Origin of the sequence: Massilia sp. Root335 (assembly GCF_001425685.1) — a bacterium.
GTDB lineage: Bacteria > Pseudomonadota > Gammaproteobacteria > Burkholderiales > Burkholderiaceae_D > Telluria > Telluria luteola.
This window is the reverse complement of record NZ_LMCY01000026.1, coordinates 385,248-403,050: the sequence shown is the minus strand read 5'-3', so window position 1 is coordinate 403,050 and position 17,803 is coordinate 385,248. Positions and strand designations below refer to the sequence as shown.

The window sequence follows — 17,803 nt, the reverse complement described above, 5'->3', positions numbered from 1 at the left end:
AACACCTTCAGCGATTTCCCCTCAAATTATTCCGGACAGCAGTGCGCCTGCGCGGGAACGACGTTACGCCGGCACCGCCACCACCGCGCGCCGTCCATGCGCCCGCATCGCGAGCGCCAGCACGACGCCGGAGAGCGCCAGGCCGGCCGCCACCCATTGCGGCGACGCGTACGAATAACCCAGGGTCAGCGGAATCCCGCCGAGGAATGCGCCCAGGGCATTGCCGATATTGAAACCGGACTGGCCCAGCGACGAACCCAGCATCTCCGCTTCGCGCGAGTGCTCGATCAAGAGCATCTGGATCGGCGGTCCGAGCGCCAGCGCATTCGCGCCGACGGCGAACGCCAGCACCATCATCGCGGGCTGCGACCATGCCAGCAGCGCGTTCAGGCACAGCAGGGCAACCATCGAGATCAGCAGCAGGATGATGGCCGTCAGCGGCGGCATGCGGTCGGCCAGCTTGCCGCCCGCGTGGACGCCGACCGTCATGCCGACGCCCACCGCCGTCATGATCAGCGGAATCGTGTTGGCGTGGAAGTGGGTGACGTCCGTCAGCAGCGGTGCGATATAGCTGAGCCAGGCGAAGAAGCCGCCGGTGCCGATCGACGTGATGCCCAGCGCCAGCCACAGGTTCCGCTTGCGGAAGATTTTCAGGTCCTGGCGCAGGCCGGCGCCCGGCGTCGCTTCGAAATACGGGATCAGCTTTTGCAGCATGATCATCGTCGCGAGGCCGATCGCGGCCACGATGAGGAACACGAAGCGCCAGCTCATATTGTGGCCGAGCCAGGTCCCGGCCGGCACGCCCAGCACGTTCGCGATGGTCAGCCCGGAAAACATGCTGGCGAGCGCGGCCGCTTCCTTGCCCTTGTCGGCCAGGCGCGTCGCGACGACGGCGCCGACCCCGAAGAACGCACCGTGCGGCAGGCCGGCCAGGAAGCGGAACAGCAGCATCGTGTGGAAGTTGGGCGCGAACGCGGACAGCGCGTTGAACGCCGTGAACATCAGCATGAACCAGATCAGCACGCTGCGCGGCGGACGGTGCGACAGCATGCTGACGAGCGTCGGCGCGCCCACGACGACGCCGACCGCATAGGCCGAAATCAGGTAGCCCGCTTGGGGAATGGAGATGTCAAGGCCGGTTGCGATATCGGGCAGGATGCCCATCATGACGAATTCCGTCATGCCGATACCGAAACCGCCCAGGGCCAGGGGAACCAGGCTCTTCTTGATCATTGTTCGTTCGCTTTGTATTGACGACCCGGGCGAAAAAAGACCGCGCGGGGGTGGAGGAACCGGACATTATGGCGGCTCACGACAGGTGAGTCCGCTTTTGAGTCGTGATGTCCGGTATAGCCTCGAATGATAGCGGTATCAGGCCGAGTCCGCTTGCGGGTCCTCGTTTTCCTCGATCCACAGGATGCGGCCATTGCCCGCTTCGTTCAGGCGGGCGACGAATGCCGCCGCCTTGCCGTCCGGCAGGTGGAAGGCGAACGAGACGGCGTCCGCGTGCCGGACGGCGTCCAGCGTGGCGCCGGCCGCATCCAGTTCGCGCCGGATCAGGCCCTCGAGCGGGTAGGGCGCGTCGCAGCGCAGGTGGCGTTGGCGGATGATCGGCATTTTTTGCGCGGCCAGCAGCGCCTGGGCCACGCTGTCCGTGTAGGCGCGCACGAGCCCGCCCGCGCCCAGCTTGATACCGCCGAAATAGCGCACGACGGTCGCCAGCACGCCTTCCAGGTCCTGGTGGCGCAGCACGTCCAGCATGGGACGTCCGGCCGTGCCGCTGGGCTCGCCGTCGTCCACGGCGGCCGATTGCCCACCCGCCAGCAGCGCCCAGCACACGTGCGCCGCGCCCGGATGCGCGGCCTTGAGCCCCGCCACGATCTTCTGCGCCCCGGCCCGGTCCGGCATCGGCTGGACGCAGGCGATGAAGCGGCTCTTCTTGATGATCAGTTCGTGATGGACGGGTGTGAGGATGGTCTGCGGCATGGGGCGTACAGCTTACTGTATTTCTGGACATGTCGCACATAGGAGTAAAACTACATTTGACGGGAGAATCGGCTTGAATTCAATGATTCATGGTGTTACTTTACTACAAATTATTCTGGGGACATCATGAAGAAACTGATTTTGGCCGTCTCGGCCTGGTTGCCCGCCCTCTGGGCCGGCGCCGCGCCGTATGCGATCCAGCACGTGGAACCGCCGAACTGGTGGGTCGGCATGACCTGGTCCGACCTGCAGGTGATGGTGCATGGCGACAGGATCGCCGAATTGGAGCCGGCGCTGGCTTACCCCGGCGTGCGCATCGCCGGCGTGGAGCGCACGGACAATCCGGATTTCCTGTTCGTGAACCTGAAGATCGGCGCGGCCGCCCGGCCCGGCGAAGTCAAGCTGCAGTTCAAGCGCGGCAAGGAGATCGTCGCCACGTACCCCTATCGCCTGGAAGCGCGCCGGCCGGGGTCGGCGCAGCGGCGCGGCTTCGATTCCGGCGATGCCGTCTACCTGCTCGTCCCGGACCGGTTCTCGAACGGCAATCCGGCCAACGACGATGCCGGCATGCGCGAACAGAGCGACCGCACCGTTCCGACGAAGCGGCACGGCGGCGACCTGGCCGGCATGCAGGCGCAGCTCGATTACATCCGCGGCCTCGGGTTCACGATGGTCTGGCCCACGCCGCTGCTCGAAAACAACCAGCAGGCGTACTCCTATCACGGCTATGCGCTGACCGATTACTACAAGGTCGATCCGCGCTTCGGCAGCAACGAGGACTACCGCAACTACGTGGCGGCGGCCAATGCGCGCGGCCTGGGCGTGATCCACGACGTCGTCCTGAACCACATCGGCTCGGGCCACTGGTGGATGCAGGACATGCCGGCGTCCGACTGGATCAACCACGGCAAGACGTACGTGCAGACGAACAACCAGCACACGGTCGCCCAGGACATCCACGCGGCGCCGGAAGACAGGGCGCGCTTCTTCGACGGCTGGTTCGACACCGCGATGCCGGACGTGAACCAGAAAAACAAGCTGGCGGCGCGCTACCTGATCCAGAATACGCTGTGGTGGATCGAGTACGCGAACCTGTCCGGCATCCGCGAAGACACGTATTCGTATGCCGACCCCGGCTTCCTGCTCGACTGGAACCGCGCCGTGGCCGCGGAATATCCGCACCTGAACGTCGTCGGCGAGGAAATGGACGATCGCCCGTACATGGTCGCGTACTGGCAGAAGGGCGTCGTCAATCGCGACGGCTATCGTTCCGGGCTGCCGTCCGTGATGGACTTCCCGCTCGTCGACACGGCCCCGAAGGCGCTGACGGCGCCGGAAGACGGCGGCCAGGGTCTCATCAGGATCTACGAGACCATCGCGGCCGACTACCTGTATGCCGATCCGCTCAAGCTGATGGTCTTCCCCGACAACCACGATCGTCCGCGCGCGCTGGCGCAGGTCGACGGCAACGTCGATCTGCTGAAAACGGACCTGATCCTGATGGCGACGACGCGCGGTATCCCGCAGATGTTCTACGGGACGGAAATGCTGATGCAGGGCCCGAAGGAGCGCAACGACGGCGTGCTGCGCGCGGACATGCCGGGCGGCTGGGCGGGCGACAAGGTGAATGCGTTCACGGGCGCCGGCCTGTCGGACGGCCAGCGCGACATGCAGCACCTCGTGCGCACGCTGTTCAACTGGCGCAAGACCAGTTCCGCCGTCAAGTACGGCAAGCTGACGCACTACATCCCGCGCGATGGGCACTACGTGTATTTCCGCCACGACGGCAAGCAGACGGTCATGGTGGTGCTGAACAAGAATCCGCGGGCGACGCAGCTGGACCTGGCGCGCTTCGGCGGCATGGTCAAGGACGCGCGCCAGGGACGCAACGTGCTGACCGGCGCGAACGTCGACCTGCGCGCGCCGCTGGCGCTGCCGCCGATGACGTCCGTCGTCGTCGCGTGGTAGCGGGTGTGGCGCGATAATCCGCGTAATTCCAAGGGTCTCTTTACCATTCCCGATCTCGAGAACATGCCGTAGCGCGCGTTTTGGGAGGCCGAGTATCGCGCGGTGGCAGCCCGATTTGCGTTTTTACACAGCCTCGGCCTGAACCGGCCGGTCGTGTGAACTCGCGCGCGAGGCTGGCCCTGGCAGTGGTTCAGAAGCTCGTGCGCGCGCCGGTCCGCTCAAGCGCCACCACGAAGGCATCGGCCAAGGTCGCCTTGGTTGTCACGTTCTGCAGGTCGACACCGAGGTGGACGATGGTCTGGGCGATCTGCGGACGGATGCCGCTGATGATGCAATCCGCGCCCATCAGGCGCGCGGCCGCGATGGTCTTCATCAAGTGCTGGGCGACGAGCGTGTCGACGGTGGGCACGCCCGTGATATCGATGATGGCGATCGTCGCGCCGGTCGACACGATTTTTTCCAGGATGCTTTCCATGACGACCTGGGCACGCATGCTGTCGAGCGTGCCGATCAGCGGCAAGGCCAGCACGCCTTTCCACAGGCTGATGACCGGCGTCGACAGCTCCAGCAATTCAAGCTGCTGGCGCGCGACGATCTGGTCGCGGCCGCGCTGAAACTGCTCGACTGTGTACAAGCCCAGGCCGTCCAGCACCGTGCTGAGCGTCCATACGGCGCTGGCCAGGACGGTTGGCTGCCCGGCCAGGCTGTCGCGCAGCAGCGCGAAGATCGGCTGCTTGATCGAAAAGATGAAGGCGGCCGTGTCGCTGGCCGTCGAGCCCGCCTTGGCGCGCGTGGACGATATCTCTTCCAGCACCTTGCGCATGTCGTTCCAGGCGCGGCTTTCGATGTTCGCGGTGGGCTCATCCCGCATCGCTTTCACGAAGGCCGTCATGAAATCGGCGCACTGGCTGCGTTGCATCTCCCTGTTGACCTTGCGGTTGGCCAGCGTGTGGATGTCGAGATGCGCTTCCCACTGGGCCTGGATGGCGTTGCGCTGCGCCTCAAGGAAGTCGGTGAAATGGGAAAGGTAGGAGGTCGTGGTTGGGGGCGTGGTGGCGGTCATCGTTGCTCCGTGTCGGTCCAGCTGTGTACTTCATCAACCGACCGAGCGGGCATCGGGTCTCGTGGGTATAACCGATCGACTATACCACCTGTCCCCGTGCGCACTTGCGAAGTTTGCAAAACGATTGCAACACCAGCGGGCTTTCCTGGCGGATAATGCGGGGATGCGACACATGCCATCCGACGCCATTCTGGAGAACCACGCCCCGCTGCACCTCCTGTTGACGGTGGCCATCCGCAGCGAGATCGACGTCATCGCGTCGCGCCTGCGTGCGCGCCAGATCACCGCCTTGTGCGGCTTTGGCAACCACGAGCAGACCCGCATTGCAACGGCCGTCTCGGAACTGGCCCGCAATGCCTGCATCCACGCATCCCGCGGCAGCGTGCGCTTCTTCATCGGCGAACTCGACGGACGCCAGGCGTTCGTGGTGGCAGTCGACGACGAAGGTCGGGGCGGCCCGGAAGACGCCGGGCGCCAGGGCGGCGATGGCCGCATCTTGGCCGTGCGGCGCTTGATGGACAGTTGCGCGATCGGGATCGGGGCCGCGGGTACGCAGATCGTCGTGGCCCAGGCTTTTCCAGCCCAGGAGATGGAACTCGATCTCGGCGCCATCGACATGGCCATGTCCCAGCTTGCCGCGCTGCCGAGCGCGGTCGCGCTGTCCGATGCCCACCACCAGAACAACGAACTGAGCGATGCGCTGGCGGCGCTGCAGGCGAAACAGGATGAATTGCTGGCGGTGACGGCCTGCCTGGAACGCACCAACGAACAAGTCGAGGCGCTGAACGTGCGCCTGAACGAAAAAGCCAGCGCACTGGTCTCGGCCGACCGGCGCAAGGATGAATTCCTGTCCATCCTCAGCCACGAACTGCGCGGGCCCCTGTCGGCGGTGGCAATGGCGGCCCAGTTGCTGGAAAAGGGCCGCGATTACGGCGTCGACCAGGGTAGCCAGGGCGTCAAGCTGGGCCAGCTGATCACGCGCCAAAGCGGGCACATGAGTCGCCTTGTCGAGGACTTGCTCGACGTCTCGCGCGTCAGCCGCGGCCTGGTGTCGCTCAGCCGTACCGCGATCGACATGCGGGACGTGGTCGGCGCCGCCGTCGAGCAGCACGCGCCGGCGGCAAGCGCGAAGGGCCACGCCGTTGCGCAGCATGTGCCGTGCACACCGTGCATCGTGGATGGCGACCGCACCCGGCTCATCCAGATCGTCGCGAATCTGCTGGGGAATGCGATCCGCTATACACCGGACGGGGGGCGCATCGACGTCAGCTTGCACCTGGACGCGCATTGGCTGCTGGTGCGGGTGGCCGACAACGGCATCGGCATCGCGCCCGGTGCGATGGCGCACCTGTTCGACCTGTACACCCAGGCGGAGCGTTCGTCGGATGCTCGCAACAGCGGCCTGGGACTCGGGCTCGCGCTCGTCAAAAGTCTCGTCGAGGCGCATGGCGGGAGCGTGGAAGGCCGCAGCGCCGGCGCCGGCCTGGGCAGCACGTTCGCCGTGCGCCTGAAGCTGTTCGCGTCGGGCTGATCTACGCCGGTGCCCCAGCCCACGTGCCCAGGTCGATCTGCTTGCAGCGTTCCGAGCGGCATGGGCGGTATTTGTTGGCGGAGGCATTCGACTTGCTCCGCAGGCTCATCGGAGTATGGCTTCGGCGTGGAGATCACAATAACGAATCCGAGTAAGCCGAGTCGAACCCGTTGAACGACGGCTTCGGGGCGGTTCCTGCCGTGCACTGACGGCAGCGGTCGGCCAAGAAGCAGACCAGGGTGAAGGAGAAGGAAGCTTAACGATGGCAAGGGCTCCGATGAGTAGAACGGTTTTGCGCGTGAAGTCGATTGCATCGTGCTTCGTAAGTGCAGTCGCTCTCACATACTTGTCGCTGGTCGTGCCGGGACACGTCACAGCGGTCTGCGGCAAGCTGGGCACGCCCATCGACTGCGCGGTACTCGCGTACGGGTTTCCGCTGCCATTCCTTGCAGATAGTCAGGCGATATCACCAGTCGGCTCGGTGGCCAGAGACCCTCTGTCGATAGCGATAGGTATGGATGACCTTCTGTGGCCACGGCTTGGTCTTGCGTTCTTGTTTTGGATGCTCGCGGTCTCGATCAGTGCATCGGCGTGGCGGCGTTGGATGCGAAGACGAAAAAGCAGTACCAGTACGTCTGCTTAGGGTCCAGGCTTTGTAAAAACGCAAACTGGGCGGCGCGGCGCCCGCGTCCGGCCTCTTAGAGCGGCCGCTACAGCGTTTTTTCGAGGTCGGGAATGATAAAGAGGCCCCTGAAAACGGGCAGATTTCGCGTTTTTACACAGCCTCGGTCGAGAGCCGCCTGTCGTGACAGTCCGCGAATTTTTCAGTTCGGCAACCTGCTATGCTGAGCTGAATGGCCGGGTTCGGCCACAAGCGGACATGACGAGATAACCAAGGAATTTCTTGATCCCCACGACCAATCTGGACAGCAGCGTCGCGCACGGCGCAAGGAGCGGAAAGACGCGTCTGCCTGCCGACCTCGCGGAATTCTTTGTCTTCGTCAGATTGCCCACGCGTGGCCATCCCCGCCGTGAAAAGCCGGGCCGGGTGTTTCGGACAATTGCCACGCTGTTTGCGTTCACTGCGCTGTTCGCGCTGCTGGTGTCGATACCAGCTTTTCTGTTGTTACGAAGCTTGATCGGGCTAAGGTTTTGCATCGATGTCGAGGGGGGAACGTTCCTGGTCCTCAGCGTGACGGTTGGTCCCCTCGTGGAAGAGCTGCTGTTTCGGGCGGGGCTACGCAGCGCGCGCTGGACGATGTGTGGGATGCCTGCGCTGATCGCCCTGTTCGCGCAGGGATGGCAGAGTCCGCTGGCAATTGCCGCCGTGACGAGCGTGGCGTTATTGATTGATGTGGCCATCCGACGCCGCATGGGGGCGGAGGCCGAAGCCATCCTGCGCTGGCGCCGTGGCCGTGCATTCCTCGCGCGCTACCCGCTGATCGTGCGCGGCTATGCGCTCGCGTTCGCCCTCGTCCACATCATTAACTACGTATCTGACCCGGCGATCGGCTGGCGTGCCGGGCTGGTCGTCTTCGCGGTGAGCTCCCAGCTTGTGCTCGGGTTGGTGCTCAGTTTCCTGCGTCTACGCTTCGGCTTGGGAACCTCGATCCTGGCCCACTGCGTCTGGAACGGGCTTGTGAACATCGTGGACGCGATCGTAGGGTAGTTGAAGGAGCCTAACCAAACCCCGGCGAACAAAAATGCGAAACTCAGCTCGGTCTGCCAAATATCCCGCTGCCAATGCGGCCCGCTATGGCGAGATAGGTACGGAAGCGTCCTGGGCTGCTGACTCGTCCGGCTCTGCGCCGGCCGGCCTGCTGGCACTGCGGTGGCGCGCCTGATCGCGCAGCACCAGCGACGCAACCAGCGGGTGCGCATAGAAGTGATCGAGTAGGCGCTTTTTCTGCTGATCGGTAATGCCCGACGCTTCGATGAGTGGCGGCCAATTCTCGTAAGCAGCCTTTACACAGTCTGCGATCGCTTTGGCGGCAGGCTTCTCGGGGATCCCAAGCGCGCTACAGAATGCCCTGACCACGGCTGGCGAAAGGGTCTGCTTGGAGTGCACCGGGCTATTGGGCGTCAGCCGCTGAGTTTGTCGTCTATGCGTAGGCATCAGGTCCGGTGGAAGGATCTGCAATGCATGACCGATGTTGTTCTGGTAAGCCGAGTAGGCGACGATGTCATAGGCGGGCGGCAGTTCAGGGGTCGCTCCGTCCGGATAGCGAAGCCCGATGTTCTTGAGGTGCATGTCGGGATTTCCCAGCATTTCATTGATTGCGAGCCTTTTCAGAAGCTCGTGCACACCGGGTTCGCCGATCGATTCTAGGTCCAGCAGGACAGAAGCGACGTCAAAGTAAGTCAGGGGAGACGATGCGCGCATCGCGCCGCCGTATTTATCCTCGGGCATTTCGCCCAACACCTGGGCAAAGTCTTCGCAATGGATGCGGCCGGAAAGGGACCGATCGTAACGCACGACAGCCAGGAAGTTCGTGGCCTTGTTCGAATCGCCCAAGTCGTAGCCGTGCTCCGCCTCCAGCTTCCCCAGCGGTTCGAGGTAAGCCTCGCAAGCATTCACGCCTGATGCGGCCGCGAGCTGGAGCGACAGGTACTCGAGGTCAGGGAGCATCGGTTGGCCGACTACGGGGAGTTTCGCAATGATGTGCACGCCGTCGTCTTTAGTGCGTCCGACATACCGATCTCCCTGCTTGATGACAGCGAGCTTGGGCTGCACCCCAGACAAGGAAACGCCTTCCTCCATCGGCTCTGCCACCACCGACATCTCGAGCGAATCTTGATTTTGTGTGACGTAGCGGGCCATGTCATCCCTGGAAAGATCGACGGGGAGCGCGTACACATTTCCTGGCAAGTCTTTGCCGCATGCTGCAAGCATCTCGAAATGGTCAGTCGGACTGCATTCGCGGAGTCTCGCTACATGATCTCGGAAGACGCCTTCGGGCAGCAGGTTCTGAAAAAACGATGGGAGCAGCCACTGATTTTTGTTCGAGAAACGGCCATTGAAAGGTACAGACTTGATGTCGCGCCAGAAAATGGCCTGCTCTTCAGGCGTATCTGCGAGGAATGCTGTCGAGAGTACCGGCGGCGCGGCCAGGTTGATGAAGTCGTCATCGGCCACGAACCGATTGATCACAGCCCCGTCGTCTCGACTGGCGTCTTCGGTAAGCGGGTATTGGAACAGAACGCCCACACGCTGCTTACCTACAAAGATTGCCAGGGCCTTGATAATCATGGGTTAGATCTTCCGAACAGGGGCGCGTCCGACGCTCCCCGGCGCTCTAATGACTTTTGTACGCGCGTCTTTACAACCGGCTTCGTTACTGCGCCCGCAGACACGGCTTGCGCCGCCCCTTTGGGTACCAGAAGCATCTCCAGCCCCAGTCTGTCGGCCAGGGCAAACAGGGTACTCATCTTGAAGTCCTCGTCACCACTGAGCACGTTCGTCAACGTCCGTTGGGAGATCCCGGCCTCTTCATGTAGCTGAGCCTGGGAAACCTTGCGGTGAGAAATCGCATCTCGTAAAACTTTAGCAACTTCCAGATGGCTTTTCATAGCAGTAAAGTAGTGCAAAGCTGATTTCTACTACTTTAGTATCATATTCGCCAAATGTCAACGCACTACATTGCTGCTATATTTCTGGTTTATACTACTTTATTGCCTCGGTCGATAGCGGACCGTCGCAGACGATGCATGCCCAGCAGGCTTCGGCAAACGTTATTGTTGCAAGCGACCGATGCAAGACCGTTCGCGGCGCTTTTGTGGCAAACATTATCCGCAAGAACGGTGTGCCGGAACCGGTCCACCTGACAGGAGAGGGTGTGACAAAGTTTATTGTTTGTCCACAGCGGAGTTTCAGTCGACGATGCAGGCACGCGTGCGCGCCTGCGCCAGCATCTGCCCGATCTGCGCGGCCGGGCACGGACGGCCGTACAGATAGCCCTGCGATTTGTCGCAGCCGTTGGCGCGCAGGAAGTCGCTCTGTTCCTGCGTCTCGATACCCTCGGCCACGATCTCCATGCGCAGGCTCCTGGCCATCGCGATGATGGCGCGCGTGATGGCCGCGTCTTCCGGATTCTGCGGCAAGCCGCGCACGAAGCTGCGGTCGACCTTGAGCGCGCGCACGGGGAAGGTCTTCAGGTAGCTCATCGACGAATAGCCCGTGCCGAAGTCGTCGATCGCGAGCTGGATGCCGGCGTCCGTCAGCGCGTGCAGGCGGTCGAGGATGTCGGTGGAAGCGTCCATCAGCATGCTCTCCGTCAGTTCCAGTTCGAGCCAGCGCGGCTCGACGCCGACCTCGCGCAAGGTCGCCAGCACGGCGGCGACCAGGCCGCTCTCCTTGAGCTGGCGGCCCGACAGGTTGACGGCCATGTGCAGCGGGAAGCCCTGTTCGTGCCAGCGTTTGAGGTCGCGGCACGCTTCGCGCAGCACCCATTCGCCGATCGGCACGATCACGCCGGTGTCCTCGGCGATGGGGATGAAATCGCTTGGACTGACCATGCCGAGCTGCGGATGGACCCAGCGGATCAGCGCCTCGACGCCGACGATGTCGCCGCTCTTGAGGTCGACCTGCGGCTGGTAGTGCAGCACGAACTCGTTGCGTTCCAGGGCGCGCCGCAGGTTGTTGTCGAGTTTGAAGCGCTTGTGCGCGTCGTCGCGCATGCTGGGCGTGAACATGCGCCAGGCGTTCTTGCCGCCGTTCTTGGCGTAGTACATGGCCGTGTCGGCGTATTTCAGCAGCGCGTGCATGTCGGTCGCGTCGTCCGGATAGACGCTGATGCCGATGGACGCGCCGATGTGGATGTCGTGGCCGTGGATGTGGATCGGGTCGGCCAGCTTGGCCAGGCATTTTTCCGCGATCATCGACGCCACGCCGCCCTGGCTCACGTTCTCGAGGATGATGCCGAATTCGTCGCCGCCGATGCGCGAGAGGACGTCGCCGAAGCGCAGCGTCTCCGCCAGCCGGCGCGACACGAGGCGCAGCAGCTCGTCGCCGATGTCGTGGCCGAGCGTGTCGTTGACGGTCTTGAAGTTGTCCAGGTCGATGAACATCAGGATCGTGCGCTCGTCGAACTTGCGCGCGCGCGCGATGACGGCTTCCAGCCGCTCGTTGAAGAAGTGCCGGTTGTTGAGCTGGGTGACGGGATCGAAGTGCGCCAGCCGGTCGAGCTTGATCTCGATGCGCTTGCGTTCGTTGATCTCCGCTTCCAGTTCGCGTTCGCGGTTCTGGATGCGGTCGAGCATGCCGTTGAACGTGCGCGCCAGCAGGCCGACGTCCGCCGCCGGCGACACCTGGGCGCGCAGCGAATAATCGCCCTGCCGCGAGATCTGCTCGCTCACCGCGGACAGCGCGAGGATCGGGGCGGTGAAGAAGCGCTGCAGGCGCGACAGCGCGAAATACGACAGGCTGAGCAGCGCCAGCATCACGGGCAGCGCCAGCACCAGGTACAGCGCGAGCTGGCGGTACACGCTCTTCACGCTGCTCTGCACGACCAGCGTGCCGAGGACGCGGTTGCCCACCTGGATCCGGCGCGTCACCTTGATGCCGCGATAATCCATCACCATGTCGCCGGCGTGCGGGTCGCGCGCGGCGGCCGGCGCGGCGGCCGCCAGGGCGGCGGCGGGGTTGTTTTGATCTCTCTTGAAGCTGACGAACGCGTGGCCCTTGACGTCATAGGCGACGGCCGACTGCACGTCCGGCGCCAGGCGCAGGGCGGAGAGGATGTCGCCGGCCGCGTCGGCGTCGGCGAAGGCCATGGCCGCCGTCAGGTTCTCGCCGACCATCGTCGCCTGCGACTGCGTCTGCCGGATCAGCGCGGCCGTGAAGAAGTACAGCTGGATGCCGATCAGGAACAGCGTCGACAGGATCATCACGCCGCCGCTGGTGACGAGATAGGTCCATTTGAGCTTGGTGCTCAATGCCTGCCGGTTGATCCATTCGATGAGTTGTTCCATGCTTGTCGTCCGCCACGGTCGTCCGTGTCAATAGATGGCGCGCGCCAGCCGCAAGACCTTCGAGCTGACCACGACGCCGGCTCCGCGCGCGGCGGCGCCGTTGAATTCGAAGGCGATGCGCCTGTCGTCCACATACAGTTCGAGCATCACGCCCTTGCGCGCCGCGCCCCGGGTATCGGCGATCGTCAGCACGCCGGCCGCCCGGGCGCCGTCGGCGAGCGTCGCCATGTCGTCGGCCTCGGAGGCGCTGATGTACAGGATGTGGCATTGCATCAGCGCCTCCGGGCCGGAACGGGGATAGAGGATCGTCAGGCGCGCATTGCCCAGCATCCGGCCCTCCAGCGTGGCGAGCGCGCTGCCGAACGGGTCGCGTCCCAGCACGCACAGGCGCACGACGCCGTTCATGTTCGGGAGGCTGCTGAATTGCGCGATGTTGTAGATGAATGCCGCCTTGGCCGCGTATTCGTCGGCGCCCTGTGCCTGCGCCTGCACGGCCGCCGGGAGCAGCACGCAGCACAGGACCAGAAGATGCACGTTCTTGCGCAGGCGCGCGAAGCAGGCAGGCATCATCGTCAGAACCTGACCGTCGCCATCAGGCGCCAACTGCGTCCGTCCTGCCCGATGGCGTCCAGGTGGCGCGGCGGCACGCTGTTGTCGTAGTGTTCCTCGCTCGCGGAGTCGGCATAGCGCTTGGCAAACACATTGAGCACGCCGGCGGACAGCTCGACGTGCGTGCCCGGCACGGTGCCCACGAGGTTCATGTCGACGACGCCGAACCCCCCGACCTCGCCGCCCTGGACCGTGCGGCGCCGGCTCGTGAAGCGGTACTCGGCGTGCGCGCGCAGGTGCTCGCCGAGCGGCGGCAGCGCGTAGTCCAGCTTGAACAGACGGCGCGGCGAGTTGGACAGCCATTCCCCGTTCGCGTCGTTGCGCGCCGATTGCACGTTCGCGCTGCCCTTGAGCGCGCTGCCGTCCTCGCGCAGCCATTCCGCCTCCAGTTCGACGCCCGTGGCACGCGCCGCGTCGATGTTCGAGAAGAACAGGAATCCGTCCGCCGGGTCGGTGGCCAGCGCCAGCATGTCGCGCATGCGGTACTGGAAGACGGAGGCGGTGGCGCGGAAGCGATCGGTCGGGAAGTATTCGGCGACCAGTTCATAGGTCTTGATGTGCTCCGAGCGCAGCGCCGGATTCGTCTTGTAGCCGAACGTGTAGTAGCGCTCGTAGGCGTTGGCGGAGCGGTAGGCAGTGCCGTACAGCGCCTTGAGCGTCACCTGGCGCGCCGTCTTGTAGAGCAGGGCCACACGCGGATTCGTCGTGGCGCCGCCTTCGGAATCGATGTCGCGCCGCAGGCCCGTATTCAGGATGACGCTCTGGCCCAGCCGCATCTCGTCCTGCAGATAGACCGCGGCCTGGCGCTTGGGATGGGCCACGTCGAGGTTGAGGTGGTACGGATCGAGGTCGTAGTTCGTCATTTGCCGCTTGCTGTCGCGCGTATATTCCGCGCCGGCGATGAGCTTGTGGCCGGCCAGGGCACTGCTGATGGCGCGCACCTCCGCGCCGCTGCTGAGGCTTGCGGCCGTATCGATGCTGCGCGTCGGGCCCCGGGACTCCGGCTCGGTGACGTTGACGCTCGAATAGCGGTAGCGAGCGACGCTCACGCCGGCGAACAGGTCGAGCGTCTCCGAGACTTTGCTGCGCCAGGACAGGGCGGCGCCCGCGTATTCGTCCAGCGTCCACGGGCGCGGATCGTTGAATTGCTGGCCGTAGGACGCCGTCGGAATGCCTTTCGTGCGGCTGCCGAAATAGGCCTCGGCGACGACGCCGCCCGCGCCCAGCTTGGCGAACAGCCGGTGGTAGCGGTCGTAGTCGAGACCCACGGCGACGCCGTGGTTGCTGGCCGCGTCGTCGAATTCGGGAAAGTACAGGTCGCGCCCCGCGCTGTCGTACGCCGAGGCGCTCAGCAGCAGTTCGATGCCGCCCGGCGTCCCGCTGCCGTGCACGATGCGCGCTTCGCGGCCCGCGCCCGAGAACCGGCCCGCGCTCGCCAATGTTCCCTGGATGGCCGCGCCGCTTTTCGTGATCACGTTCACCACGCCGAAAAAGGCACTGCTGCCGTAGATCGCGGAGCCGGGGCCGGGCACGAATTCGACGCGGTCGATCAGGTCCAGGTCGACGGGGAATTCGGTGCCGATGGCGCCCTGGTCGTAGACGACGTCGTTCAGGCGCCGTCCATCGATCAGGATCAGGAGGCGCGTATTCAGGTCGCCCGGATTGCCCAGGCCGCGCATGTTCGCATAGTTGTAGTTGCGGTCGTAGGACACCGTCATGCCGGGCACGCTTTGCAGGACCTCCGTGAGCGTGCGGTAGCCGCGCTGGCGGATGTCCTCGGCCGTGATCACCGACACGGACGATGGCGCCTCGCTGATCTTCTGCGGAATTTTCGACGCCGTGACGACATCCAGGTTGAGCAATTGTTCGAGAGGCAAGGCGTTCAGATCCGGACCTTGCTGCGCCAATGCACCGGCCTGGAGCCCGGCTGCCAGCAGGCCGAGTGCGCGCGACAGGTGACGAGAGAGGGGCGTTACCTTCATTGACGACATAAAAGGTCCTTGACGAGAAGCAGCTTGCCTGGCGGCGCGGGACGGACGCACAGAACTGTTACGGGCACGCTGTCTTGCGTTAACAGAGCGCCCGAGCCGCCTAGTGTAAGGACGTGCTCGAGAGCATTTGTTGACAAGAACCAATTAATTGTCGGTCGAAACTAATTCGGTAAGGTTCGAGCGGGAGGATTGTTGACGAGGAAGGGCTTTCCGGCCACCCGGCGCCACGCAAAAGGCAGGTAATTCAGCGCGCCCGCGGCAGCGTCACCCGGAAGCAGCAGCCGCCCGCGCCGTTCGGCAGGCATTGTGCATCGCCGCCGTGGCGGCGCGCGATCTGGCGCACCAGCGCCAGGCCGAGGCCGACGCCGCCGGCCGTTTCGCTCGCGCCGGGGACCCGGTAGAACGGTTCGAAGACACGCTCGCGCTCGGACTCCGGGATCCCGGGGCCGCCGTCGCACACGTCGAGCCGGAGCGCCGCCGGGCCGGCCGCGGCGAGCCGCACCTCGACCTTTGATCCGGCGCCGTAACGCACCGCGTTCTCGACGAGGTTGCGCACCATGCGGCGCAGCAGCTTCGGGTCGCCCATCATGCCGTGGGCGCCGGCCTGCAGCGTCGCGCCCACGCGCGCGCATTCCTCGGCCAGGAGGCCGGTCAGGTCGACTTCCTCGGGCGGCGACGTGACGGCGCCGACGGCGTCGAGGCGGCTGGCGAGCAACACCTCGTCGATCAGCTGGTCCAGTTCGGCGACGTTGCGGCGCAGCTCTGCCTGAATCGCGGGCGCGGCCTGCCCGGCCATCAATTCGGCGGCCATGCGGATGCGCGCGAGCGGCGAGCGCAGTTCGTGCGAGGCGTTGGCCAGCAGCGACTTCTGCGCGCCCACCAGCGCCTCGATGCGCGCCGCCGCGCCATTGAAGCTGGCGGCAAGGCGTGCCACCTCGTCCTCGCCTTCCACCGCCACGCGTGTCGCCAGCTGCCCGTCGCCCCACGCTTCCACGCTGCGTTGCAGCCGTTCCAGGCGGCGTGTCAGCCGGCGCACGACCGGGTAGGCGCCCGCCGCGACGACCAGTGCGATCGCGACGAGCAGCACGACGAAGCCCATCGCATGCATGCGCGGGCCGACGATCGCCAGGCCCGCGCGGACCGGATCGAAACGCAGGTGAGCGAGGCCGAACAACACGGCGGCCGTCAGCAGGCTGGCCAGCAAGGCGAGGTAGAAGCGCACGAACAGGCGCTGTCCGGGCGGCACGCGCGTGGCCGGCCCCCGCGTGGCGTCAGGCATCGTGCACCTTGGCGAACACATAGCCGACGCCGCGCACGGTGATGATGCGGCGCGGTTGCCTGACGTCGTCCTCGATGGCGGCGCGCAGGCGGCCGATGTGGACGTCGATCGAACGGTCGAACGGATCGAATGCCTCGCCCTTGACGGCGTCGAGGAGCTGCTCGCGCGACAGCACGCGGCCCGCCCGCTCGGCCAGCGCGACCAGCAGGTCGAACTGGTAGGCGGTCAGCGCACGCGCGGCGCCGTCGAGCCGCGCGACACGCGCACCGAGGTCGATCTCGAGACGGCCGAAGCGCAGCACGCGCGCCTCCGGCTCGGCCGCCAGCGGCGGGCGGCGCAGCACGGCGCGCAGCCGCGCCAGCAGTTCGCGCGGCTCGAACGGTTTCGGCAGGTAATCGTCGGCCCCGATTTCGAGGCCGACGACGCGGTCGAACGGATCGCCTTTCGCCGTCAGCATCATGATCGGGACGGCGCGCCGCGGCGCGGCGAGCGTGCGGATCCGGCGGCAGACGTCGAGGCCGTCGGCATCCGGCAGCATCAGGTCGAGCAGGACCAGCGCGATGGCGTCGCCGTCGTGCTCGAGCGTGGCGATGCCCGCCTGGGCGCTGGCGGCATGCCGCACCTCGAAACCGTGCGGCGCGAGGTAGGTTGCGATCATGCCGGCCAGGCGCTCGTCGTCTTCGATCATCAGGACTTGCTGGACCATGCGGGCATCATACCTCAGTGCATGTGGGCCTTCAGCTGCTCGGCGAACTTCACCCGCTGCTCGGGCGTGAGCACGTCGGCGGCGTCTTCCACGGCGGCCAGCGCGCGCCGGCTCATGAGGTCCATCCGCTGCATCTGTTCGGCGCGCAGCTGTTCGAGCGCGGCGCGGTCGATCACGGGCGCCGTCAGGAGCGCGTGCGCGCGGGCGTGCGCCTGGCGGAACGCTTCGTGCGTCGGCCGCAGGTCGGCCATGGCGGCCTTGGCGATCGCCGCCACCCGTGCCTTCTGGTCCGGGCTCGCATCGGCCGCGAACTGCTCGACCATCTTGTCGATATGCTCGTCCATGGCGGCCGGGTCCAGCGCCATGAGTTCACCGTGCCCGCCATGGCCGCCATGGCCGTGGTGGCCGGGCAGGGCCGGGAGGCCGTTGGCCAGGCTGACACCGGCGGCGCCGGCCGCCACGGCGAGCGCGGCGGCGATCAGCCAACGTCGTTTGGGGCGCGCTGCGGGAGTGGTGGTGTTGCCGGGCTTGCTGTCGTCGTGGGTGTTCATCGGGAGCCTTTCTGTAAGTGGAGGTTCCCACTCTGGGGCTGCCGTTTTGCCGCTCTATGTGCGGCGCGTAAAGATTTGTAAAGCCGGCTTGCGGGCGCGGAAACGCAAAAAGCCCACGCACCGAAATGCGTGGGCTTCCTGGTAATTCA

15 protein-coding genes are annotated in these 17,803 nt (G+C 65.1%); 3 read left to right on the top strand and 12 right to left on the bottom strand.

Annotated elements, in window-relative coordinates; genetic code table 11:
* Positions 1-63 precede the first annotated feature (63 nt).
* Together ASC93_RS15850 and ASC93_RS15845 are read right to left on the bottom strand one after the other, a co-directional pair.
* Entirely contained in the window at positions 64-1,233 is a 1,170-nt protein-coding gene (locus ASC93_RS15850) for an MFS transporter (RefSeq protein WP_056443936.1), read from the bottom strand.
* Positions 1,234-1,371: 138 nt separating this feature from the next.
* Complete coding sequence (locus tag ASC93_RS15845; RefSeq protein ID WP_056443933.1) at positions 1,372-1,986, bottom strand: YigZ family protein; 615 nt, start codon at positions 1,984-1,986, stop codon at positions 1,372-1,374.
* A 126-nt stretch (positions 1,987-2,112) separates the two neighbouring features.
* Here ASC93_RS15845 and ASC93_RS15840 point away from each other — a divergent pair, with 126 nt between their 5' ends.
* Entirely contained in the window at positions 2,113-3,954 is a 1,842-nt protein-coding gene (locus ASC93_RS15840) for a glycoside hydrolase family 13 protein (protein ID WP_056443929.1), read from the top strand.
* 190 nt (positions 3,955-4,144) lie between these two features.
* On the opposite strand, the gene ASC93_RS15835 is transcribed toward ASC93_RS15840, so the two are convergent.
* Complete coding sequence (locus ASC93_RS15835; RefSeq protein WP_056443926.1) at positions 4,145-5,017, bottom strand: STAS domain-containing protein; 873 nt, start codon at positions 5,015-5,017, stop codon at positions 4,145-4,147.
* 172 nt (positions 5,018-5,189) lie between these two features.
* Between ASC93_RS15835 and ASC93_RS15830 the strand changes: the two genes are divergently transcribed.
* A complete protein-coding gene (locus tag ASC93_RS15830) occupies positions 5,190-6,548 on the top strand; it encodes a sensor histidine kinase (protein ID WP_056443922.1) in 1,359 nt (452 codons plus the stop codon).
* 1 nt (position 6,549) lies between these two features.
* Here ASC93_RS15830 and yacG read toward each other — a convergent pair whose 3' ends face one another.
* The gene (yacG, locus tag ASC93_RS32835) at positions 6,550-6,657 is read right to left on the bottom strand and encodes a DNA gyrase inhibitor YacG (protein ID WP_082548071.1); all 108 of its coding nucleotides are present in this window, start codon (positions 6,655-6,657) and stop codon (positions 6,550-6,552) included.
* A gap of 795 nt (positions 6,658-7,452) precedes the next feature.
* Between yacG and ASC93_RS15825 the strand changes: the two genes are divergently transcribed.
* A complete protein-coding gene (locus ASC93_RS15825) occupies positions 7,453-8,217 on the top strand; it encodes a CPBP family glutamic-type intramembrane protease (protein ID WP_056443919.1) in 765 nt (254 codons plus the stop codon).
* 84 nt (positions 8,218-8,301) lie between these two features.
* Here ASC93_RS15825 and ASC93_RS15820 read toward each other — a convergent pair whose 3' ends face one another.
* From ASC93_RS15820 to ASC93_RS15790, 8 genes are all read right to left on the bottom strand, one after another.
* Positions 8,302-9,798, bottom strand: a complete 1,497-nt coding sequence (locus ASC93_RS15820; protein ID WP_082548070.1) for a type II toxin-antitoxin system HipA family toxin — start codon at positions 9,796-9,798, stop codon at positions 8,302-8,304.
* Complete coding sequence (locus ASC93_RS29970) at positions 9,795-10,118, bottom strand: helix-turn-helix domain-containing protein (protein ID WP_157201951.1); 324 nt, start codon at positions 10,116-10,118, stop codon at positions 9,795-9,797. Before ASC93_RS29970 ends, ASC93_RS15820 begins: the two co-directional genes overlap by 4 nt.
* Before the next feature lie 300 nt (positions 10,119-10,418).
* Positions 10,419-12,518 carry a bifunctional diguanylate cyclase/phosphodiesterase gene (locus ASC93_RS15815; protein ID WP_056443916.1) on the bottom strand — a complete coding sequence of 700 codons (2,100 nt, stop codon included), beginning with the start codon at positions 12,516-12,518 and terminating at the stop codon, positions 10,419-10,421.
* Between the two features lie 27 nt (positions 12,519-12,545).
* Positions 12,546-13,088 (bottom strand): YfiR family protein, encoded by a 543-nt coding sequence (locus ASC93_RS15810; RefSeq protein WP_229412745.1) that lies wholly within the window; start codon positions 13,086-13,088, stop codon positions 12,546-12,548.
* 2 nt (positions 13,089-13,090) lie between these two features.
* Positions 13,091-15,109: a TonB-dependent siderophore receptor gene (locus tag ASC93_RS15805; RefSeq protein WP_162251894.1), complete on the bottom strand. Its 2,019-nt coding sequence runs from the start codon at positions 15,107-15,109 to the stop codon at positions 13,091-13,093.
* A gap of 253 nt (positions 15,110-15,362) precedes the next feature.
* The gene (locus ASC93_RS15800) at positions 15,363-16,397 is read right to left on the bottom strand and encodes a HAMP domain-containing sensor histidine kinase (RefSeq protein ID WP_229412744.1); all 1,035 of its coding nucleotides are present in this window, start codon (positions 16,395-16,397) and stop codon (positions 15,363-15,365) included.
* Entirely contained in the window at positions 16,390-17,103 is a 714-nt protein-coding gene (locus tag ASC93_RS15795) for a winged helix-turn-helix domain-containing protein (RefSeq protein WP_056443907.1), read from the bottom strand. The genes ASC93_RS15800 and ASC93_RS15795 overlap by 8 nt, the downstream gene beginning before the upstream one ends.
* 14 nt (positions 17,104-17,117) lie before the next feature.
* On the bottom strand, positions 17,118-17,654 hold the full coding sequence (locus ASC93_RS15790) for a periplasmic heavy metal sensor (protein ID WP_056443905.1): 537 nt from the start codon (positions 17,652-17,654) through the stop codon (positions 17,118-17,120).
* Positions 17,655-17,803 lie beyond the last annotated feature (149 nt).

Coding starts and splice junctions, on each gene's coding strand:
- ASC93_RS15790 (WP_056443905.1), bottom strand. CDS start 17,654: ATGAACACCCACGACGACAGCAAGCCCGGCAACACCACCACTCCCGCA.
- ASC93_RS15850 (WP_056443936.1), bottom strand. CDS start 1,233: ATGATCAAGAAGAGCCTGGTTCCCCTGGCCCTGGGCGGTTTCGGTATC.
- yacG (WP_082548071.1), bottom strand. CDS start 6,657: ATGAGCCTGCGGAGCAAGTCGAATGCCTCCGCCAACAAATACCGCCCA.
- ASC93_RS15795 (WP_056443907.1), bottom strand. CDS start 17,103: ATGGTCCAGCAAGTCCTGATGATCGAAGACGACGAGCGCCTGGCCGGC.
- ASC93_RS15815 (WP_056443916.1), bottom strand. CDS start 12,518: ATGGAACAACTCATCGAATGGATCAACCGGCAGGCATTGAGCACCAAG.
- ASC93_RS15830 (WP_056443922.1), top strand. CDS start 5,190: ATGCCATCCGACGCCATTCTGGAGAACCACGCCCCGCTGCACCTCCTG.
- ASC93_RS15810 (WP_229412745.1), bottom strand. CDS start 13,088: ATGATGCCTGCCTGCTTCGCGCGCCTGCGCAAGAACGTGCATCTTCTG.
- ASC93_RS15835 (WP_056443926.1), bottom strand. CDS start 5,017: ATGACCGCCACCACGCCCCCAACCACGACCTCCTACCTTTCCCATTTC.
- ASC93_RS15805 (WP_162251894.1), bottom strand. CDS start 15,109: ATGAAGGTAACGCCCCTCTCTCGTCACCTGTCGCGCGCACTCGGCCTG.
- ASC93_RS15820 (WP_082548070.1), bottom strand. CDS start 9,798: ATGATTATCAAGGCCCTGGCAATCTTTGTAGGTAAGCAGCGTGTGGGC.
- ASC93_RS15840 (WP_056443929.1), top strand. CDS start 2,113: ATGAAGAAACTGATTTTGGCCGTCTCGGCCTGGTTGCCCGCCCTCTGG.
- ASC93_RS15845 (WP_056443933.1), bottom strand. CDS start 1,986: ATGCCGCAGACCATCCTCACACCCGTCCATCACGAACTGATCATCAAG.
- ASC93_RS29970 (WP_157201951.1), bottom strand. CDS start 10,118: ATGAAAAGCCATCTGGAAGTTGCTAAAGTTTTACGAGATGCGATTTCT.
- ASC93_RS15800 (WP_229412744.1), bottom strand. CDS start 16,397: ATGCCTGACGCCACGCGGGGGCCGGCCACGCGCGTGCCGCCCGGACAG.